The organism is Streptomyces sp. NPDC050842 (genome assembly GCF_044456565.1).
Taxonomy (GTDB): domain Bacteria; phylum Actinomycetota; class Actinomycetes; order Streptomycetales; family Streptomycetaceae; genus Streptomyces.
This window is the reverse complement of record NZ_JBITGA010000011.1, coordinates 204,043-218,845: the sequence shown is the minus strand read 5'-3', so window position 1 is coordinate 218,845 and position 14,803 is coordinate 204,043. Positions and strand designations below refer to the sequence as shown.

The 14,803-nt window shown below is 73.0% G+C and carries 14 protein-coding genes; 7 read left to right on the top strand and 7 right to left on the bottom strand.

Going from position 1 to position 14,803, the window contains the following annotated elements; translation table 11 throughout:
• Positions 1-132: 132 nt before the first annotated feature.
• From ACIBG6_RS32240 to ACIBG6_RS32230, 3 genes are all read left to right on the top strand, one after another.
• A complete protein-coding gene (locus ACIBG6_RS32240; protein WP_399226264.1) occupies positions 133-1,167 on the top strand; it encodes a LacI family DNA-binding transcriptional regulator in 1,035 nt (344 codons plus the stop codon).
• A gap of 17 nt (positions 1,168-1,184) precedes the next feature.
• A complete protein-coding gene (locus ACIBG6_RS32235; protein ID WP_399226263.1) occupies positions 1,185-1,454 on the top strand; it encodes a hypothetical protein in 270 nt (89 codons plus the stop codon).
• A 542-nt stretch (positions 1,455-1,996) separates the two neighbouring features.
• Complete coding sequence (locus ACIBG6_RS32230; protein WP_399226262.1) at positions 1,997-3,184, top strand: thiolase family protein; 1,188 nt, start codon at positions 1,997-1,999, stop codon at positions 3,182-3,184.
• A gap of 66 nt (positions 3,185-3,250) precedes the next feature.
• Here ACIBG6_RS32230 and trxA read toward each other — a convergent pair whose 3' ends face one another.
• Complete coding sequence (gene trxA / locus ACIBG6_RS32225; protein WP_399226261.1) at positions 3,251-3,616, bottom strand: thioredoxin; 366 nt, start codon at positions 3,614-3,616, stop codon at positions 3,251-3,253.
• Between the two features lie 115 nt (positions 3,617-3,731).
• On the opposite strand from trxA, the gene ACIBG6_RS32220 reads away from it, so the two are divergent.
• Positions 3,732-5,171, top strand: coding sequence for a dihydrolipoyl dehydrogenase family protein (locus ACIBG6_RS32220; RefSeq protein ID WP_399226260.1), 1,440 nt, complete (start codon positions 3,732-3,734; stop codon positions 5,169-5,171).
• 7 nt (positions 5,172-5,178) lie between these two features.
• Here ACIBG6_RS32220 and ACIBG6_RS32215 read toward each other — a convergent pair whose 3' ends face one another.
• A complete protein-coding gene (locus tag ACIBG6_RS32215) occupies positions 5,179-5,814 on the bottom strand; it encodes a TetR/AcrR family transcriptional regulator (protein ID WP_399226258.1) in 636 nt (211 codons plus the stop codon).
• A gap of 147 nt (positions 5,815-5,961) precedes the next feature.
• On the opposite strand from ACIBG6_RS32215, the gene ACIBG6_RS32210 reads away from it, so the two are divergent.
• Positions 5,962-7,362: a purine-cytosine permease family protein gene (locus tag ACIBG6_RS32210; protein WP_399226257.1), complete on the top strand. Its 1,401-nt coding sequence runs from the start codon at positions 5,962-5,964 to the stop codon at positions 7,360-7,362.
• A gap of 74 nt (positions 7,363-7,436) precedes the next feature.
• Positions 7,437-9,110: an amidohydrolase gene (locus ACIBG6_RS32205; protein WP_399226256.1), complete on the top strand. Its 1,674-nt coding sequence runs from the start codon at positions 7,437-7,439 to the stop codon at positions 9,108-9,110.
• Positions 9,111-9,112: 2 nt separating this feature from the next.
• Here the strand turns inward: ACIBG6_RS32205 and ACIBG6_RS32200 are convergent, their stop codons facing one another.
• The 4 genes from ACIBG6_RS32200 to ACIBG6_RS32185 all read right to left on the bottom strand — a co-directional run bounded on the left by ACIBG6_RS32200 (position 9,113) and on the right by ACIBG6_RS32185 (position 11,777).
• Positions 9,113-9,997: a F510_1955 family glycosylhydrolase gene (locus tag ACIBG6_RS32200; RefSeq protein ID WP_399226255.1), complete on the bottom strand. Its 885-nt coding sequence runs from the start codon at positions 9,995-9,997 to the stop codon at positions 9,113-9,115.
• 84 nt (positions 9,998-10,081) lie between these two features.
• Complete coding sequence (locus ACIBG6_RS32195) at positions 10,082-10,840, bottom strand: DUF305 domain-containing protein (protein ID WP_399226254.1); 759 nt, start codon at positions 10,838-10,840, stop codon at positions 10,082-10,084.
• Positions 10,841-10,953: 113 nt separating this feature from the next.
• Complete coding sequence (locus ACIBG6_RS32190) at positions 10,954-11,346, bottom strand: DUF6153 family protein (protein ID WP_399226253.1); 393 nt, start codon at positions 11,344-11,346, stop codon at positions 10,954-10,956.
• Positions 11,347-11,432: 86 nt separating this feature from the next.
• Positions 11,433-11,777, bottom strand: coding sequence for a tetratricopeptide repeat protein (locus ACIBG6_RS32185; RefSeq protein WP_399226252.1), 345 nt, complete (start codon positions 11,775-11,777; stop codon positions 11,433-11,435).
• A 103-nt stretch (positions 11,778-11,880) separates the two neighbouring features.
• Between ACIBG6_RS32185 and ACIBG6_RS32180 the strand changes: the two genes are divergently transcribed.
• Positions 11,881-12,846, top strand: a complete 966-nt coding sequence (locus tag ACIBG6_RS32180; RefSeq protein WP_399226250.1) for a pirin family protein — start codon at positions 11,881-11,883, stop codon at positions 12,844-12,846.
• A 107-nt stretch (positions 12,847-12,953) separates the two neighbouring features.
• Here the strand turns inward: ACIBG6_RS32180 and ACIBG6_RS32175 are convergent, their stop codons facing one another.
• Positions 12,954-14,795 carry a hypothetical protein gene (locus ACIBG6_RS32175; protein WP_399226249.1) on the bottom strand — a complete coding sequence of 614 codons (1,842 nt, stop codon included), beginning with the start codon at positions 14,793-14,795 and terminating at the stop codon, positions 12,954-12,956.
• Between the last annotated feature and the right edge of the window lie 8 nt (positions 14,796-14,803).

Sequence of the window (14,803 nt, the reverse complement as noted above, 5' to 3'; positions counted from 1 at the left end):
CGATGAGGGGGCGAAGAGCGGATTGAGCGATAGAGTTACACGTGTCAGTGACACGTGTGAGCACTGTGTAGCACTCACATCAGGCCATCCGCCAGACCCTGTGCCGGATTGTTCTGGAAAGATGCCGGAGCGATGAGCCACTCAACCGAACAGTCCCCCGAGCGCCCCACCGGGCGCGCGGTCCCGACCAGTGCCGACGTCGCGCGCCTCGCGGGCGTCTCTCGGGCCACCGTCTCGTACGTGCTGAACAACACCTCGGCCGTCCGGATCAGCGAGCCCACCCGTCAGCGGGTGCGCGAGGCGGCCGAGGAGCTGGGGTACGTACCCCACGCGGCGGCCCGCAGCCTGCGCGCCGGCCACAGCCGGATGGTGCTGCTGCCGAGCGCCCACATCCCCGTGGGCCCGCTCTACAGCCAGTTCTTCAGCGATCTCCAGTGGGAGCTGCGGCGCCTCGACTACACGGTCGTGCAGTACGGCAGCGTCGGTCTCAAGCCCGACGAGGCGGCCCGGGCCTGGGCCGAGCTGCGCCCGGTCGCCGTGGTCTCGCTCGGCGAGGTCGAGCTCACGGAGCAGGCGGTCGAGCTCCTCAAGCGCTCCGGGGCCCGCGCGGTGATCACGCTCGGCACCCAGCAGGTCGAGGGCACCCACTCCCTCGTCATGGACCAGGGCCGGGTCGGCGAGGTCGCCACCGCCCACCTCGTCGAGAGCGGCCGGCGCCGGATCGGCGTCGTCGTCCCGGAGGAGCCGGGCCTCGGGATGTTCTCGCAGCCCCGCCTCGACGGCGCGCGGCGCGCGGCCGAGGGCACCGGTGCCACCGTCGTGCCCCTGCCCCTGCGGTACGACGAGGAGTCGGCGGAGGAGCTGGCCGGACGGTGGCGCGAGCTCGGGCTCGACGGCGTGTTCGCCTACAACGACGAGTACGCGATGCTCCTGATGCGGGCGCTCCAGGACGCCGGGATCTCCGTGCCGGACGAGACGGCCGTCGTCGGCGCCGACGACCTGCTCCTCGGCCGGCTGCTGCGGCCGCGGCTGAGCACCGTCCACATCGACATGGTCCTCGGCCGGGAGCTCGCCGAGCTCGTCGACCGCGCCGTGCGGGACGAGGACGTCCCGCCGCGCCCCCGCCGCCTGCTGGAGTCGCGGGTCGTCCGGCGGGAGTCCAGCTGAGCGCTTAGCGTCGGGACATGAGCACAGTTCCGAAGCGCTTCGAGATCCTGCTGGTGCCCGCGCACGTCGAGGACCGCGGCGGCGCGTCCGTGGAGGACAGCGCCGTCCGCACGGCCGTCGTCGAGGCCACCGGGCGGCACGGCGCCTCCGGCTATCCGATCTACGAGGGGCACGGCATCGTCGCCGACGTCGACCCGGAGACGCGGACGGTCGAGGCCCTGCTCGTCGACGGCCGCGAGATCGACTACGGACTCACGGCCCTCGTCCGCCCGGCGGCACGCGCCTGACGGGGCGCTCTCCCCACGGGGACGCGGCGCGCTCCGTGCCGCTGCCCCCGCGCACTCAGTGCGCATGAGACGGCGGCGCTCCCCGCAGTTGCCCCTGCGCACCCACCGCGACTGACGCGACGGCACTCCCTGCGGTTGCCCAACGCACTCACTGCGGCTGACACGGCGGCGCTCCCTGCGGGTAACGCGGCGGCATTCCCTGCGGTTGCCCAACGCGCTCACTGCGGCTGACACGGCGGCGCTCCCTGCGGGTAACGCGGCGGCATTCCCTGCGGCTGCCCTGCGCACTTCCTGCGGCAGGCCCCGCGCTCTCCCCGCGGTGGGCCTGACGCGCTACCCGCAGCCGGTCCCGGCGCTCGCCCCGTGGCTGACCTGGCACTCTCCCCTGCGGGCCGCCCCCGCCCCCGGCCTGAAGAGGCCCGTTGACACCGCGCGGCGACGGGCACAGACTCGGCGGCGCACGCCCGGAGACGGAACGTCTCCTCACCGGGCGAGGCACCAGGCGAACAGAGTCGTTCCGAAGGTCACGTGGGAGAGAACCGATGAGCATCCGCGACGTCTACATCGTCGACGCCGTCCGCACACCGATCGGGAAGTTCGGGGGCGCGCTCGCCGGGGTGCGCCCGGACGACCTCGCCGCCCACGTGGTGCGGGCCCTCGTCGACCGCACGCCCGCGCTCGACCCGGCCCGCGTCGACGACGTCTACTTCGGCGACGCCAACGGCGCGGGCGAGGACAACCGCGACGTGGCCAGGATGGCCGTCCTGCTCGCCGGACTGCCCGTCTCCGTCCCGGGCGTCACCGTCAACCGCCTCTGCGGCTCCGGCATGGAGGCCGTCATCCAGGCGGCCCGCGCGATCGCGCTGGGCGACGCGTCGGTGGCCATCGCCGGCGGCGTCGAGTCCATGTCCCGCGCCCCGTGGGTCCTGCAGAAGCCCGAGCGGGCCTTCCCCGCCGGTCACCAGCAGCTCCACTCGACGACCCTCGGCTGGCGCATGACCAACCCCCGCATGCCGGCCGAGTGGACGGTCCCCCTCGGCGAGGGCGCGGAGCTCGTCGCCGACAAGCACGGCCTCACGCGCGACCGGCAGGACGCCTTCGCGCTCGCCAGCCACCGCAAGGCCGCCGAGGCGTGGGCGAAGGGGCTGTACGACGACGAGGTCGTCCCGTACGCGGGCGTGGACCTGACCCGGGACGAGTGCATCCGCGACAGCACGTCCCTGGAGGCGCTCGCCAAGCTCAAGCCCTCCTTCCGCCCCACGGGCGGCACCGTCACGGCGGGCAACTCCTCGCCGCTCAACGACGGTGCGGCGGCCCTGCTCCTCGTGGACGCGGAGGGGCTGCGCGAGACCGGCCGCGAGCCGCTCGCCCGTATCCGTACGTCCGCGGTCACCGGCATCGAGCCCCAGCTCTTCGGCCTCGGCCCGGTGGCTGCGGTCCGGCGGGCGCTGGAGAAGGCGGGACGTTCCTTCGCCGACCTGACGACCTTCGAGCTCAACGAGGCCTTCGCGGCGCAGGCGCTCGGCTGCCTCGCCGAATGGCCGGAACTCGACCCGGAGATCGTGAACCCGCGCGGCGGCGCCGTCGCCATCGGCCACCCGCTGGGCGCCTCGGGTGCCCGTCTCGCCGGATCCGTGGCCCACCAGCTCGCCGCGGCCGGCTCGGGCACGGGCCTCGCGGCGCTCTGCATCGGCGTGGGCCAGGGCCTCGCGCTGGTCCTGGAGCGCTGAGCACGGACGAGAACGCATACGCGAGAGGGGTACGGGAGGCTCTCCCGCACCCCTCTCGTCACGGCGTCACTGCTGCTGCGAGGCCTCGACCGACTTGCGGACCTCGTCCATGTCCAGCTGGCGGGCCTGCCCGATGACGTCCTCCAGGGCGGCCTCCGGCAGTGCACCCGGCTGCGCGAAGACGGCCACGTTGTCCCGCACGATCATCAGCGTCGGGATCGAGCGGATCTCGAACGCTGCGGCCAGCTCCTGCTGCGCCTCGGTGTCCACCTTCGCGAAGACCAGGTCCTGGTGCCGCTCCGACGCGGCCTCGAAGATCGGGCCGAACTGACGGCAGGGACCGCACCACGAAGCCCAGAAGTCGATCAGGACGAAACCGTTCCCACTCACGATCTCGTCGAAGTTGTCCTTGGTGAGCTCTACGGTGCTCATGCCTGCCTGCCTTTCGGGGTCTCCTGGCGGTGTCCTCACGGTCCCCTGGGGACTCGCCCGGCACAACGGCGTATCGAGCCGCGCTATTCCGGACCCGTGCCAGCAGACTGGGATCATGACACGAACGGTGGAAGAGAGCGCCTACGACGTGGTGGTCCTCGGGGCGGGTCCGGTCGGCGAGAACGTCGTCGACCGGGTGCGGGCGGCCGGGCTCACGGCCGCGATCGTCGAGAGCGAGCTGATCGGCGGCGAGTGTTCGTACTGGGCGTGCATGCCCAGCAAGGCCCTCCTGCGTCCCGCGCTCGCCCGCTCCGACGCCCGAAAGGTCGCCGGCCTGCGCGAGTCGGTCTACGGCCCGCTCGACGCCCTGGAGGTCTTCCGCCACCGGGACACCGTCGTCGGGCACTGGAAGGACGACGGACAGGTCGACTGGCTGGATTCGATCGGCGTACGGGTCTTCCGCGGGCACGGCCGCCTCGCCGGGCCCCGCCGGGTCGCCGTCACCGGACCCGAGGGCGACGAGCACGTCCTCACCGCCCGGCACGCGGTCGCCGTCTGCACCGGCAGCCGCGCCGTCCTCCCCGAGCTGCCCGGCCTGCCCGGGGCCAGGCCCTGGACCAGCCGTGAGGCGACCAGCGCCGGCAAGGTGCCCGCGCGGCTGACCGTGGTCGGCGGGGGAGTGGTCGGGGTGGAGATGGCCACCGCCTGGCAGGCCCTCGGCGCGAAGGTCACGATGCTGGTGCGGGGCGTGGGCCTGCTGCCCCGGATGGAGCCGTTCGTCGGCGAGCGGGTCGCCTCGGCGCTCGCGTCGCGCGGTGTGGACGTCCGTACGGGCGCCCGGGTCGCCGCGGTGGTACGCGACGGGGGCACGGGCCCGGTGACCGTGGTCCTGGAGGGCGGCGACCACGTCGAGGGCGACGAGGTGCTCTTCGCGACCGGCCGGGCCCCGCGCACCGAGGACCTCGGACTGGAGACGGTCGGCCTCGAACCGGGCTCCTGGCTCGACGTCGACGACAGCCTCCGGGTCACCGGCAGCGACTGGCTCTACGCGGTCGGGGACGTCAACCACCGCGCGCTCGTGACCCACCAGGGCAAGTACCAGGCCCGGATCGCCGGTGCCGCGATCGCGGCCCGCGCAAAGGGCACCGGGCCGCTGGACGACGGGAGTTGGGGTGCGCACGCGGCCACCGCCGACCGTGCCGCCGTTCCGCAGGTGGTGTTCTGCGACCCCGAGGCGGCCGCCGTCGGCCTGACCCTGGCCGAGGCCGAGCGGGCGGGTCACCGGGTCCGGGCCGTCGACGTCGACATGCGGCAGGTCGCCGGGGCCGGGCTCTACGCCCAAGGCTACCGGGGCCAGGCCCGGATGGTCGTCGACCTCGACCGGGAGGTCGTCCTCGGCGCCTCCTTCGTCGGCCCGGGGATCGGCGAGCTCCTCCACTCGGCGACGGTCGCCGTGGTCGGCGAGGTGCCGATCGCCCGGCTCTGGCACGCCGTACCGTCGTACCCGACCCTGAGCGAGGCGTGGCTGCGCTTGTTGGAGGCCTACCGGGACTGAGCGGCCGTCATTTCTCTTCCGTCCGGGGCGTGTCGGAGGCGTATGGAGTGATCAGCAGCCGCGCCGCGGACCGCGCCGCCTCCAGCGCCGGTCGCGTGTCCCGGCCGGACTCCTGGCCCAGGACGACCCGGGTGCTCAACCCGTCGAGCAGCGCCAGGAGTTCGGAGGCCCGTTCGGTGGCGTCCAGCGGCGCGAAACGCCGCCGGGCGACCCCCGCCGCCAGCAGGGACTCCAGGTCCTCCTGCCAGCCCCGGTCCAGCGCCTCCTGGGCCTCGCGCAGCTCGGTGTTGCCCGGGGTGCGGGCCCAGAGCTCGATCCACAGCGTCCAGCGCGGATCTCGCGGGCCGCGCGGCAGGTAGAGCCGCAGAAAGAGATCGAGTTTGCGCTCGGCCGTGATCCGCCGGGCCAGCAGGGCGCCGCGCTCCTCGGCGAGCGCGGCCTCGCTCCACCGGAGTGCGGCGAGCAGCAGCAGGTCCTTGCTGCCGAAGTAGTACAGGATGTGGCCGCCGCTCGTGCCGAGCCGCTCCGCGAGCGCCGACATCGTGAGCGAGGCGAGGCCGTCCTCGGCGATCGCCGCCATGGCCTCTTCCAGCATCCGCTCCTGGGTGACGTGCCCGTCCCGCCGTCGTGCTGCCCGTGCCACCGCCGCCGCCACCATCCTCGCTCTGTCGTTCCGTGACCTGATCGACCCTAACCGCAACCTCCGAAGGTCTTGACGTGGCCTGAATCCATCGCACATCTTGAATGTCATTCAAAAACTTAGAACAGCATTCAAGACAGGAGGTGCGGTGTGCTCGGACACGAGACGGTGACCGTGACCACGGACGGCCGGGACGAGGTGTTCCAGGTCGAGGAGCACGGCATCGACCCCATCCCCGACGCCGAACGGCACGGCAGCGCCAAGGACGTCTTCTGGCTCTGGTTCGGCTCGAACCTCACGTTCACCTACGTCATCAACGGCGCCCTCGCCGTCGCCTTCGGGCTCTCCTTCTGGCAGGCGACCCTCGTCGTCGTGCTCGGCGGCCTCTCCTTCCTCGCCATCGGCGCGGCCGGACTCAGCGGCGTGCGCACCGGCACCGCGACCCTCGTGATCTCCCGGGCCGCCTTCGGCGTCCGCGGGAACTGGCCCGCCGGTCTGCTCAACTGGATCGTCAGCATCGGCTACACCATCGTGAACACCGTGGTCGGCACCCTCGCCCTCGAAGCCTTCTTCGCCGACCTCGGCTGGCACAGCGGGCACCTCACCCGGGCCCTCGCCCTCGGCGTCACCCTCGCGCTGACCTTCGCCGTCGCCCTCTGGGGCCACGCCACCGTCCAGTTCGCCGAACGCTGGATGGCCTACGTCCTCGCCGTCGGCTTCGCCGCGCTCCTCGTCCTCGTGCTGCCCGGCGCCGACACCGCCGCCCCCTCCGCCGCGCCCGGCGCCGCCGGCTGGAGCATCGCCTTCGTCGTCATGCTCGCGGGCCCCTTCTCGTACCTCCCCATGCCCGCCGACTACACCCGCTACCTGCCCCGTACGACCTCCCTCAAGGCCGTCACCCTCAGCGGCGCGCTCGGCGGCTTCCTCTCCTCCGTCGCCCTGGGCGTCGCCGGCGTCGCCGCCGCGACCCAGGCCGACATGACCGACGCGGTGGCGGGCACCGAGAGCCTGCTCCCCGGCTGGTTCCAGCCGCTCTTCCTCGCCCTCGTCCTCGGCGGCTCGGTCACGAACTCGATCATCACGCTCTACTCGTCGAGCCTGAACCTCCAGGTCCTCGGCATCCCGTGGAGCCGGGCGCGGGCCATCGTCATCAGCGCGGCGGTCACCGCGGCGGGCTCCCTCGGCGCCCTCTTCCTCACCGACTTCACCACCTCGCTCCTCTCCTTCCTCTCCCTCCTGATCATCGTCTTCGCCCCGTGGGGCGGCGTCTTCCTCGCCGACATGGTGCTCCGGCGCTGCGCCTACGACTCCGCCGGCCTGCACGCGCGCGAGGGCGGCGCCTACTGGTACCGCTCGGGCTGGCATCCGCCCGGCCTGATCGCGCTCGTCGCCGGCCTCACGTTCTCCGCGCTCACCTGCGACTCCGAACTGTGGACCGGCCCTCTGGTCGCCCCGCTCGGCGGCGCGGACCTCACGCTCCTCGGCGCGGTCGTCTCCGCCCTCGTGTACGTGCTCCTCGCCCGTCGCACGGTCGCCCCGGCGCACCCCTGACGCACCCCGGGTCCCCCGGTCCCTTCCCTGCGCACCACACTCGTCACTCGTACGTACGTCACGGAGCCACCCGCATGAACAGCACCACCGCCGCGACCCCCGCCCCCGCAGACCTCGTCCTCCGCGGCGCCCGCATCCACACCGTCGACCCCGCGCTCCCCGAGGCGCAGGCCCTCGCCGTCCGCGCCGGCCGCATCGTCTGGATCGGCTCCGACGCCGGAGCGGACGCCTGGACGGGGCCCGGCACCCGGGTGCTCGACGCCGGAGGGCGGCTCGTCCTGCCCGGCTTCGTCGACGCCCACAACCACGTCCGCCTCGGCTCGGACGACGCCTGCGTCCAGCTCGCGGGCGCCCGCACCCTCGACGCCATCCACGACCGCATCCGCTCCTGGCACGCGGCGCACCCCGACGCCGAGTGGATCGAGGCCGAGGCCTTCGACTACTCGGCCGTCCCCGGCGGACGCATGCCCACCGCCGCCGACCTCGACCCGGCCACCGGCGACACCCCCGCCGTCGTCCTCAGCTACGACGTGCACACCGCCTGGCTCAACACCGCCGCCCTCCGGCGACTCGGCGTCGACCGCGACCACACCGACCTGCCCTTCGGTAGCGCCGTCACCGATCCGGCCACCGGCGAACCCACCGGATTCGTCAAGGACTTCGCGATCAAGGGGCTCTCCCGCGACGGCCACCGCGCGCTGCGCGAGCTCGGCGTGCCCTGGGCCTCGCCCGACCGGCAGTACGGCCGCCTCGCCAAGAGCTTGGACGACGCCATCGGCTACGGCATCACCACCGTCGTCGAACCCCAGAACTCCCTCGACGACCTCGCCCTCTTCCAGCGCGCCCGCGCCGAGGGCCGGCTCCGCTCGCGGATCGTCGCCGCGCTCTTCCACCCGCGCGGCACCACCGACACGGACCTCGACGCTTTCGAGGCGGCGGCGAAGGAGTTCGCGGACGACCGGCTGCGGGTCGGCCCGCTCAAGCTGTACATCGACGACGTCGTCGAACCCCGCACGGCCGCCCTCCTGGAGCCGTACGCGGGCTGCGCCCACCATCGCGGCGACACCTTCTACCCGCCCGAGGAGTTCGCCGAGCTCCTCACCCGCCTCGACGCGCGCGGCTTCCAGTGCTTCGTCCACGCCACCGGCGACCGGGGCATCCGCACCGTCCTCGACGCCGTCGCGCGCGCCCGCGCGGCCAACGGGCCGCGCGACGCGCGCCACCAGATCGTCCACGTCGAGTGCCTCGACCCGGCCGACACCCCCCGCTTCGCCGAACTCGGCGTCGTCGCCTGCATGCAGCCCCGGCACGCCGCCCCCGACATCGCGGGCCCCGGCAAGGACTGGGCCGAGAACGTCGGCCCGGACCGCTGGCACAAGGCCTGGCCGCTGCGCAGCCTGCGCGAGGCCGGGGCGGTCCTCGCCCTCTCCAGCGACTGGAACGTCGCCGAGATGGACCCCATGGTGGGCATCCACGCCGCCGTCACCCGCCGCCCGCCCGGCGGCGGGGAGAGCTGGACGGCGGGCGAGACCATCGATGTCGCCACCGCCGTCGAGGGCTACACGATGGGCTCGGCCTACGCCAACCACCTGGAGGACAAGCGGGGTTCGCTGACGGTGGGCAAGCTCGCCGACTTCGTCGTCCTCTCCCGTGACATCCTCCGCGTCGCGCCCGAGGAGATCCCGGGCACGGTGGCGGAGACGGTCGTGGTGGGCGGCGAGGTGGTCGTGGAGCGGCGCGAGGGGTGAGGTCAGTGGCCGCCCTTCCCCGACGTCACCGTGACCCGCCGCTCGAAGGTCAGCCCGCCATCCCGTGACTCGTACACCCCGACCTGGGTGGCGGCGAGCAGCCGGCGGGCGTCCACGACGGTGAGCGCCTGAGGGGCCCCGCCCGGCACGGTGGAGACCCGGGCCCAGCGGACACCGGAACCCGTCCCCGTATCCGTACCGCGGAAGAGGACCCCGCTCGGATCGACGCCGAAGAGGGCGTCGGGAGCACCCCAGGAGACGTACGAGAGGACCTGGCCCTCGCCCGGGGCGAAGGTCCTGCCGCCGTCCGCGCTGCGGGCCACCCTGGTCTCGGTGGTGGCGAGGACGGTGCCCGGGGTGGCGGGGGAGACGGCGATGTCGAGGGCGCGCAGGGCGGCCCGGTCCTCCCAGGTGACGCCGTCGGGGCTGACGCGCAGGCGGCCGTTCGCGCTGTCGTAGCCGTAGACGGTGGAATCGGGCGCGGTGTCGAGGGAGTGGAAGTCGACCTCGCCGCCGAGGGACTTCTCGTGCCAGGTGCGCCCGGCGTCCGTCGACTCGACGAGGCCGAGGTCGGCGGGTCCGCCGGTGCCGGGGGCGGGGTGCCCGCTCGCGAGGAAGGCGCCCGAAGCCGTGACCGTGAAGCCCATGAAGTCGTCCCGGCGGTCGCCGACGAGCGTCGGTCGGCCGGTGGCGTCGGGGGTGTGGACGCCGTCGTGGGTGGCGACGTAGAGGGTGTCGCCGCGTACGCCGAGGCCGTGGATGTGGCTCAGCGTGACGGTGGGGGCGTCGTCGGCGGCCGGCTCCTGCGAGCAGGCGGTCAGGGTGAGGGCGAGGGTGAGGGCGGTGACGGCGGCGGTGCCCGTGGGCCCGGGGATGTACTTCTTCATCGTTCTTTCGCCGGAGGAGAGGAAGGAAGGAGCGGAAGGTCCGGGGCGCGCGGCCGGCCCCGGTGTGGGGCCGGCCGCTCGCGGTCAGAGCCGGTCGAGGATCTTCCGCAGCTCGGCGATCTCGGTGGACTGGGTCCGGACGACATCGTCGGCGAGCTTCTTCGCCGAGGCGTTCCGGCCGTCCTTCTGCTCGGACTTCGCCATGTCGACGGCGCCCTCGTGGTGGGCGATCATCAGCTCGGCGAACTTCCGGTCGAAGGCCTCGCCCTTGACGGCCGCCAGGTCCTTCATGTCCTGCTCGGACATCATCCCGGCCATGCCGTGGCCGCTCCCGCTCCCGCTCCCGCCCTCGGAACCGTGACCGGCACCGGCGGACTCGGGCTTGCCCCAGCCCTTGAGCCAGGCCTTCATCTTCTGGATCTCCGGGTCCTGCGCCTGCTCGATCGCGGCGACGAGCTTCTTGACCTCGGGGTCCTCGGCCCGGCCGTCGGCGAGCTTCGCCATCTCCAGGGCCTGCTCGTGGTGGGGGATCATCATCTGCGCGAACATGACGTCCGCGTCGTTGAAGGCCCCGGGCGCGGCGGCCTCGGCCCCGGTGGCGGACGCTTCGGCGGATGCGGATGCGGATGCGGATGCGGATGCGGATGCGGAGGCGGAGGCGGAGGACGAGGCGGAGGGCGAGGCGGAAGCGGAGGACTTGGCGGAGGCCGTGGCGGACGTCCCGCCGTGGTCCATGCCGTTCATCCCGTCGTCCGTTCCGCAGGCGGCGAGCAGGAGCCCGGTGGCGGTGACGACGCCGGCGAGGGCGAACTTCTTGGCAGTGCGACGCGTGAAGGTGCGCATGGGAGTGATACCTCGTGTGCTGTCCGTACGGAACGGGCGTCCGTACCGGCGGGAAAAGGGTCAGGTCGAAGGCGTTCACGGGCAGCGCGAGGCGCCCGCGGTGGCGATACGGCCTAGATCCGCAGGATCGACAGCAGGGCGAGGTCGGGAGGTCTGCGCGGTGGCGCGTGGGGTCCCAGGGCGGGGATGAGCCGCGCGAGGACGACGGTGAGCCAGTCGGGGCGTCGGGCCAGGGCGGCCCGGACGAGCCCGGCGAGGAGCCAGGCGCCGAGAACGGCCACGCACAGCGTGGTCATGTCCATCCCCGCACCGGGGTCGTGCCGCGCGTCGGAGCTGTCGCCGCCGGCGGCATGCGCGCCGGGCTCCGGGGCGGAGTGGTGGGCGGCCGCGGTGGTATCCGGCGTACCGCCGGAGCCCTCGGGGTGGCCGACGGCGTGCATCAGGAACACCCCGAGCGCGAGCACGACGACGAGCAGGAGGTGCGCCAGGGCACCTCCTGCTCGCATGCCGCGCTGTCCGCGGGCCGCCCGACGTGTACGCAAGACCAGGACCTCCTGGCGCGACCATACCGTGCGGGGGTATCAGAACGGCGTCAGGACGCGGTCTCGCCCGCCATCGCGGCGGCCATCCGCAGGTGCGGAGCGGCCTCGTCGGGGCGCCCCTGCCGCTCCAGCGTGCGCCCGAGCATCAGCCGGGCGTAGTGCTCGACGGGGTCGCGGTCCAGGACGGCACGCAGCTCGGTCTCGGCCCGGGTGAGCTGCGCGGAGTGGTAGTAGGCACGCGCGAGGAGGAGCCGTTGGGCCGTCTGCTCCGGGTGCTCGGCGACGAGACCGCGCAGGATACGGACGGCGGTGCCGTACTCCTTTGCGTCGAAGAACAGCCGCGCGCGGTCCCAGCGTTCCCCGGCCGTTCCGAACTCGTAGTACGTGTCGCTCACTTGCTCTCCCCTTCCGGCTTCCCGGATCTGCCACTCTGTGTGACGGTCGACCAGGTCAACAAGCCTGGATGGTTGAACATTCCACTACGATAGGTTGAGCGTCATGAGCAATCTTGATCGTCAGGCCGCGTTGACGGTGTGCGGTGGCCGCGGCTTCGTCGTCGCCGAGCCCGTACGGGAGCTCCTCAGCCCGCGGCGCGTCCAGCTCGGGGAGTCGACCGAGGTGCGCCGACTGCTCCCGAACCTCGGCCGGCGGATGGTCGGCGCCTGGGCGTTCGTCGACCACTACGGCCCCGACGACATCGCCGACGAGCCCGGCATGCAGGTCCCGCCCCACCCGCACATGGGGCTGCAGACCGTGAGCTGGCTCCACGAGGGCGAGGTCCTGCACCGCGACTCCACCGGCAGCCTGCAGACGATCCGCCCGCGCGAGCTGGGCCTGATGACCTCGGGCCGGGCGATCTCCCACTCGGAGGAGAGCCCCCGCCCGCACGCCCGCTTCCTGCACGGCGCACAGCTGTGGGTCGCGCTCCCCGACGCCCACCGCCACGTGGGACCCCACTTCCAGCACCACGCCGACCTGCCCCGGGTCACGGCCCCCGGTCTCACGGCCACCGTGATCCTCGGCGCACTCGACGGCGCCGCCTCGCCCGGCACCACGTACTCGCCGCTCGTCGGCGCCGACCTCACGCTGACGGCGGGCACCGAGACGAGCCTCCCGCTGGAGCCCGACTTCGAGTACGCCGTCCTGTCCATGTCGGGCGAGGCCCACGTCGACGGCGTACCGGTCCTGCCCGGCTCCATGCTGTACCTCGGCTGCGGCCGCACCGAGCTGCCCCTGCGCGCCCTGTCGGACGCGGGCCTGATGCTCCTCGGCGGAGAGCCGTTCGAGGAGGAGATCGTCATGTGGTGGAACTTCATCGGCCGCACGGACGAGGAGATCCGCGAGGCCCGCGAGGCCTGGATGACCAGCGGGCGCTTCGGCGACGTGAAGGGCTACGACGGCGACCGCCTTCCGGCCCCGGAGGTCCCGGCGACCCAGCTGAAGGCCCGCGGGCGCGTGCGCTGACCCGCGGCTGCGGCGACGAGCAGATCCGCCCACCCGGACCGGGGCCGTGGCGACCGCTCCACCACCGCCCGGGTTCGGTGGCCGGTGCGGGAATCGGCCGGGTGTGCTCAGTCGGGCGCTCCGTGCCGTGCGATCACCACGGGATGTTCGATGAGCCTCACGGTCGGCGGCGTACCGGGTATCGGCCGGACCCACGAGGTCGGGGTGTCCGCGACCACGTCGAGTTCCCAGTCCCGGCAGGTGCCGTCGAGTGCCAGCGGGTAGAGCGTGAGGGTGCCGTCCGGCGCGATGTGCATCCGGACGAAGCCCGTGCTGTCGTCGATGGACTGGCCGGACATCTGCCAGTCGGCGACCAGGCCGTAGTCCGTCCAGAGCACCCACAGGGCGAAGGCCTCGGAGCCGAGGAGGGCACCCAACACCGCGATGACGATCAGGGGGATGACCAGCAGGAAGAACCCGAACCACGAAGGTGGCAGCGCCCAGACCACGGTGACGGTGATGGCCAGGACCCCGACGGCGACCGACAGCTGGAGCAGCGTGGCGACGATCGGACCGGTCATTCTCCGTGGCGGCCGTGCGTCCGCCGGTCGTCTTCCCCAGCCGAGCAGGAAGGGAAGGGCGAAGAGGAAGGCGCACATGCCGAACATGCCGATCAGGTCGTCGGCGCCGGCACTCCGTACGGCGTCGACGGGATGCTTTCTCCCCGCGGCAAGGGCGAACGCGCCACTCATCAGCAGGACGAGCACCAGCTGCACCACCCCGGCCAGTACGGCGAACAAGGGGTTGCGCCACCCGAGCCAGTGCCGCGTGAAGGGGTTGGCGATCCCACGGGCGAGCGAGCGGGACGCTTCCGCCGTGGGGTACGTGTGCGGGGTGAGGGCGAATGCCGTCGGCGGGTCGTCCTTCTCCCGCAGCCGCGAGGTGGCAGGGGGCAGCGGCAGCGCGGTCGGGAGCCTGTGCGTGGAGGACAGGAACGCGCCGCCCAGGCCGCACGTCACCATCTGGCGCCGTCGGGGGTTCGCGTGAGGAGGGCCGCCGGACGCGTGCGGGTCGTCGGGCAGACGTTCCGCGTAGCGGGCGTAGTGGTGTTTGTCGCCGGTCAGCCAGAGGCGTATCGCCGCGCCCGTGTCCTCGCGTTGCCCGGTCGCCCGGTCGAGTCGGGTCCGGACGAAGTTCCGGTCGAACCAGTGAAGGGTGTTGAAGGCGTCGGGATCCGCGTGGCTCTTGACCCAGGTCGGCGCGGCGGAGCAGACGATCACGCTGTCGCCCGGCAGCAGCCGTGGCGAGAGGCAGGTCTCGAAGTAGCGTCGCTGCGGATCGTCGATGTAGGAGCCGAGCTGGCTGTCGAGACCGACGAGCCACCAGCGCCGCGGCAGCCGCACCGCGAAGTAGCTCCGGGTCTGCCGGGTCTGCCAGCCGCCGATGGACCCGTCCTGGGCGAACGTCCGCAGGAACGCGGTGAGTCCGTCGTACCAGTCGTGGTTGCCCGGCAGCGCCAGCATGAGCGGCTGGTCGGGTGCCGACGGGAGCGCGGCGCGGTAGGGCCCCTTCAGCCGGTCCTCGTACGCCGTCGTCGATGCCACCGGATAGACCTGGTCCCCGCCGAGGACGAGCAGCGAGCCCCGGGGGCACGATTCGGCAGCGGAGACGGCGAGCTCGGGCGCGGCCAGCGCGGACGCCACCGAGTACGTCGCCTCGAAGCCGTCGCCGAGGTCGGCGACGAAGTCGATCCAGATCTCCCCGGCGTCCGGTTGCGCCAACGGCGCCTGAAGCAGCCCGGCCCGGAGAGCGCCCTGGATCTCGCGCTTGTCCGCGTAGTCGGCGAACACCGCGGCGAGCCCGACCTTGACCGCCGTACGTGCCAGCTCCGTCGGTGCCAGCCAGCGCACCGGGTCCCGGGGGGTGAAACGGAGCGCCGTCGCGTGCCTGCGCAATTCATTGACGTCCACGATGGCTC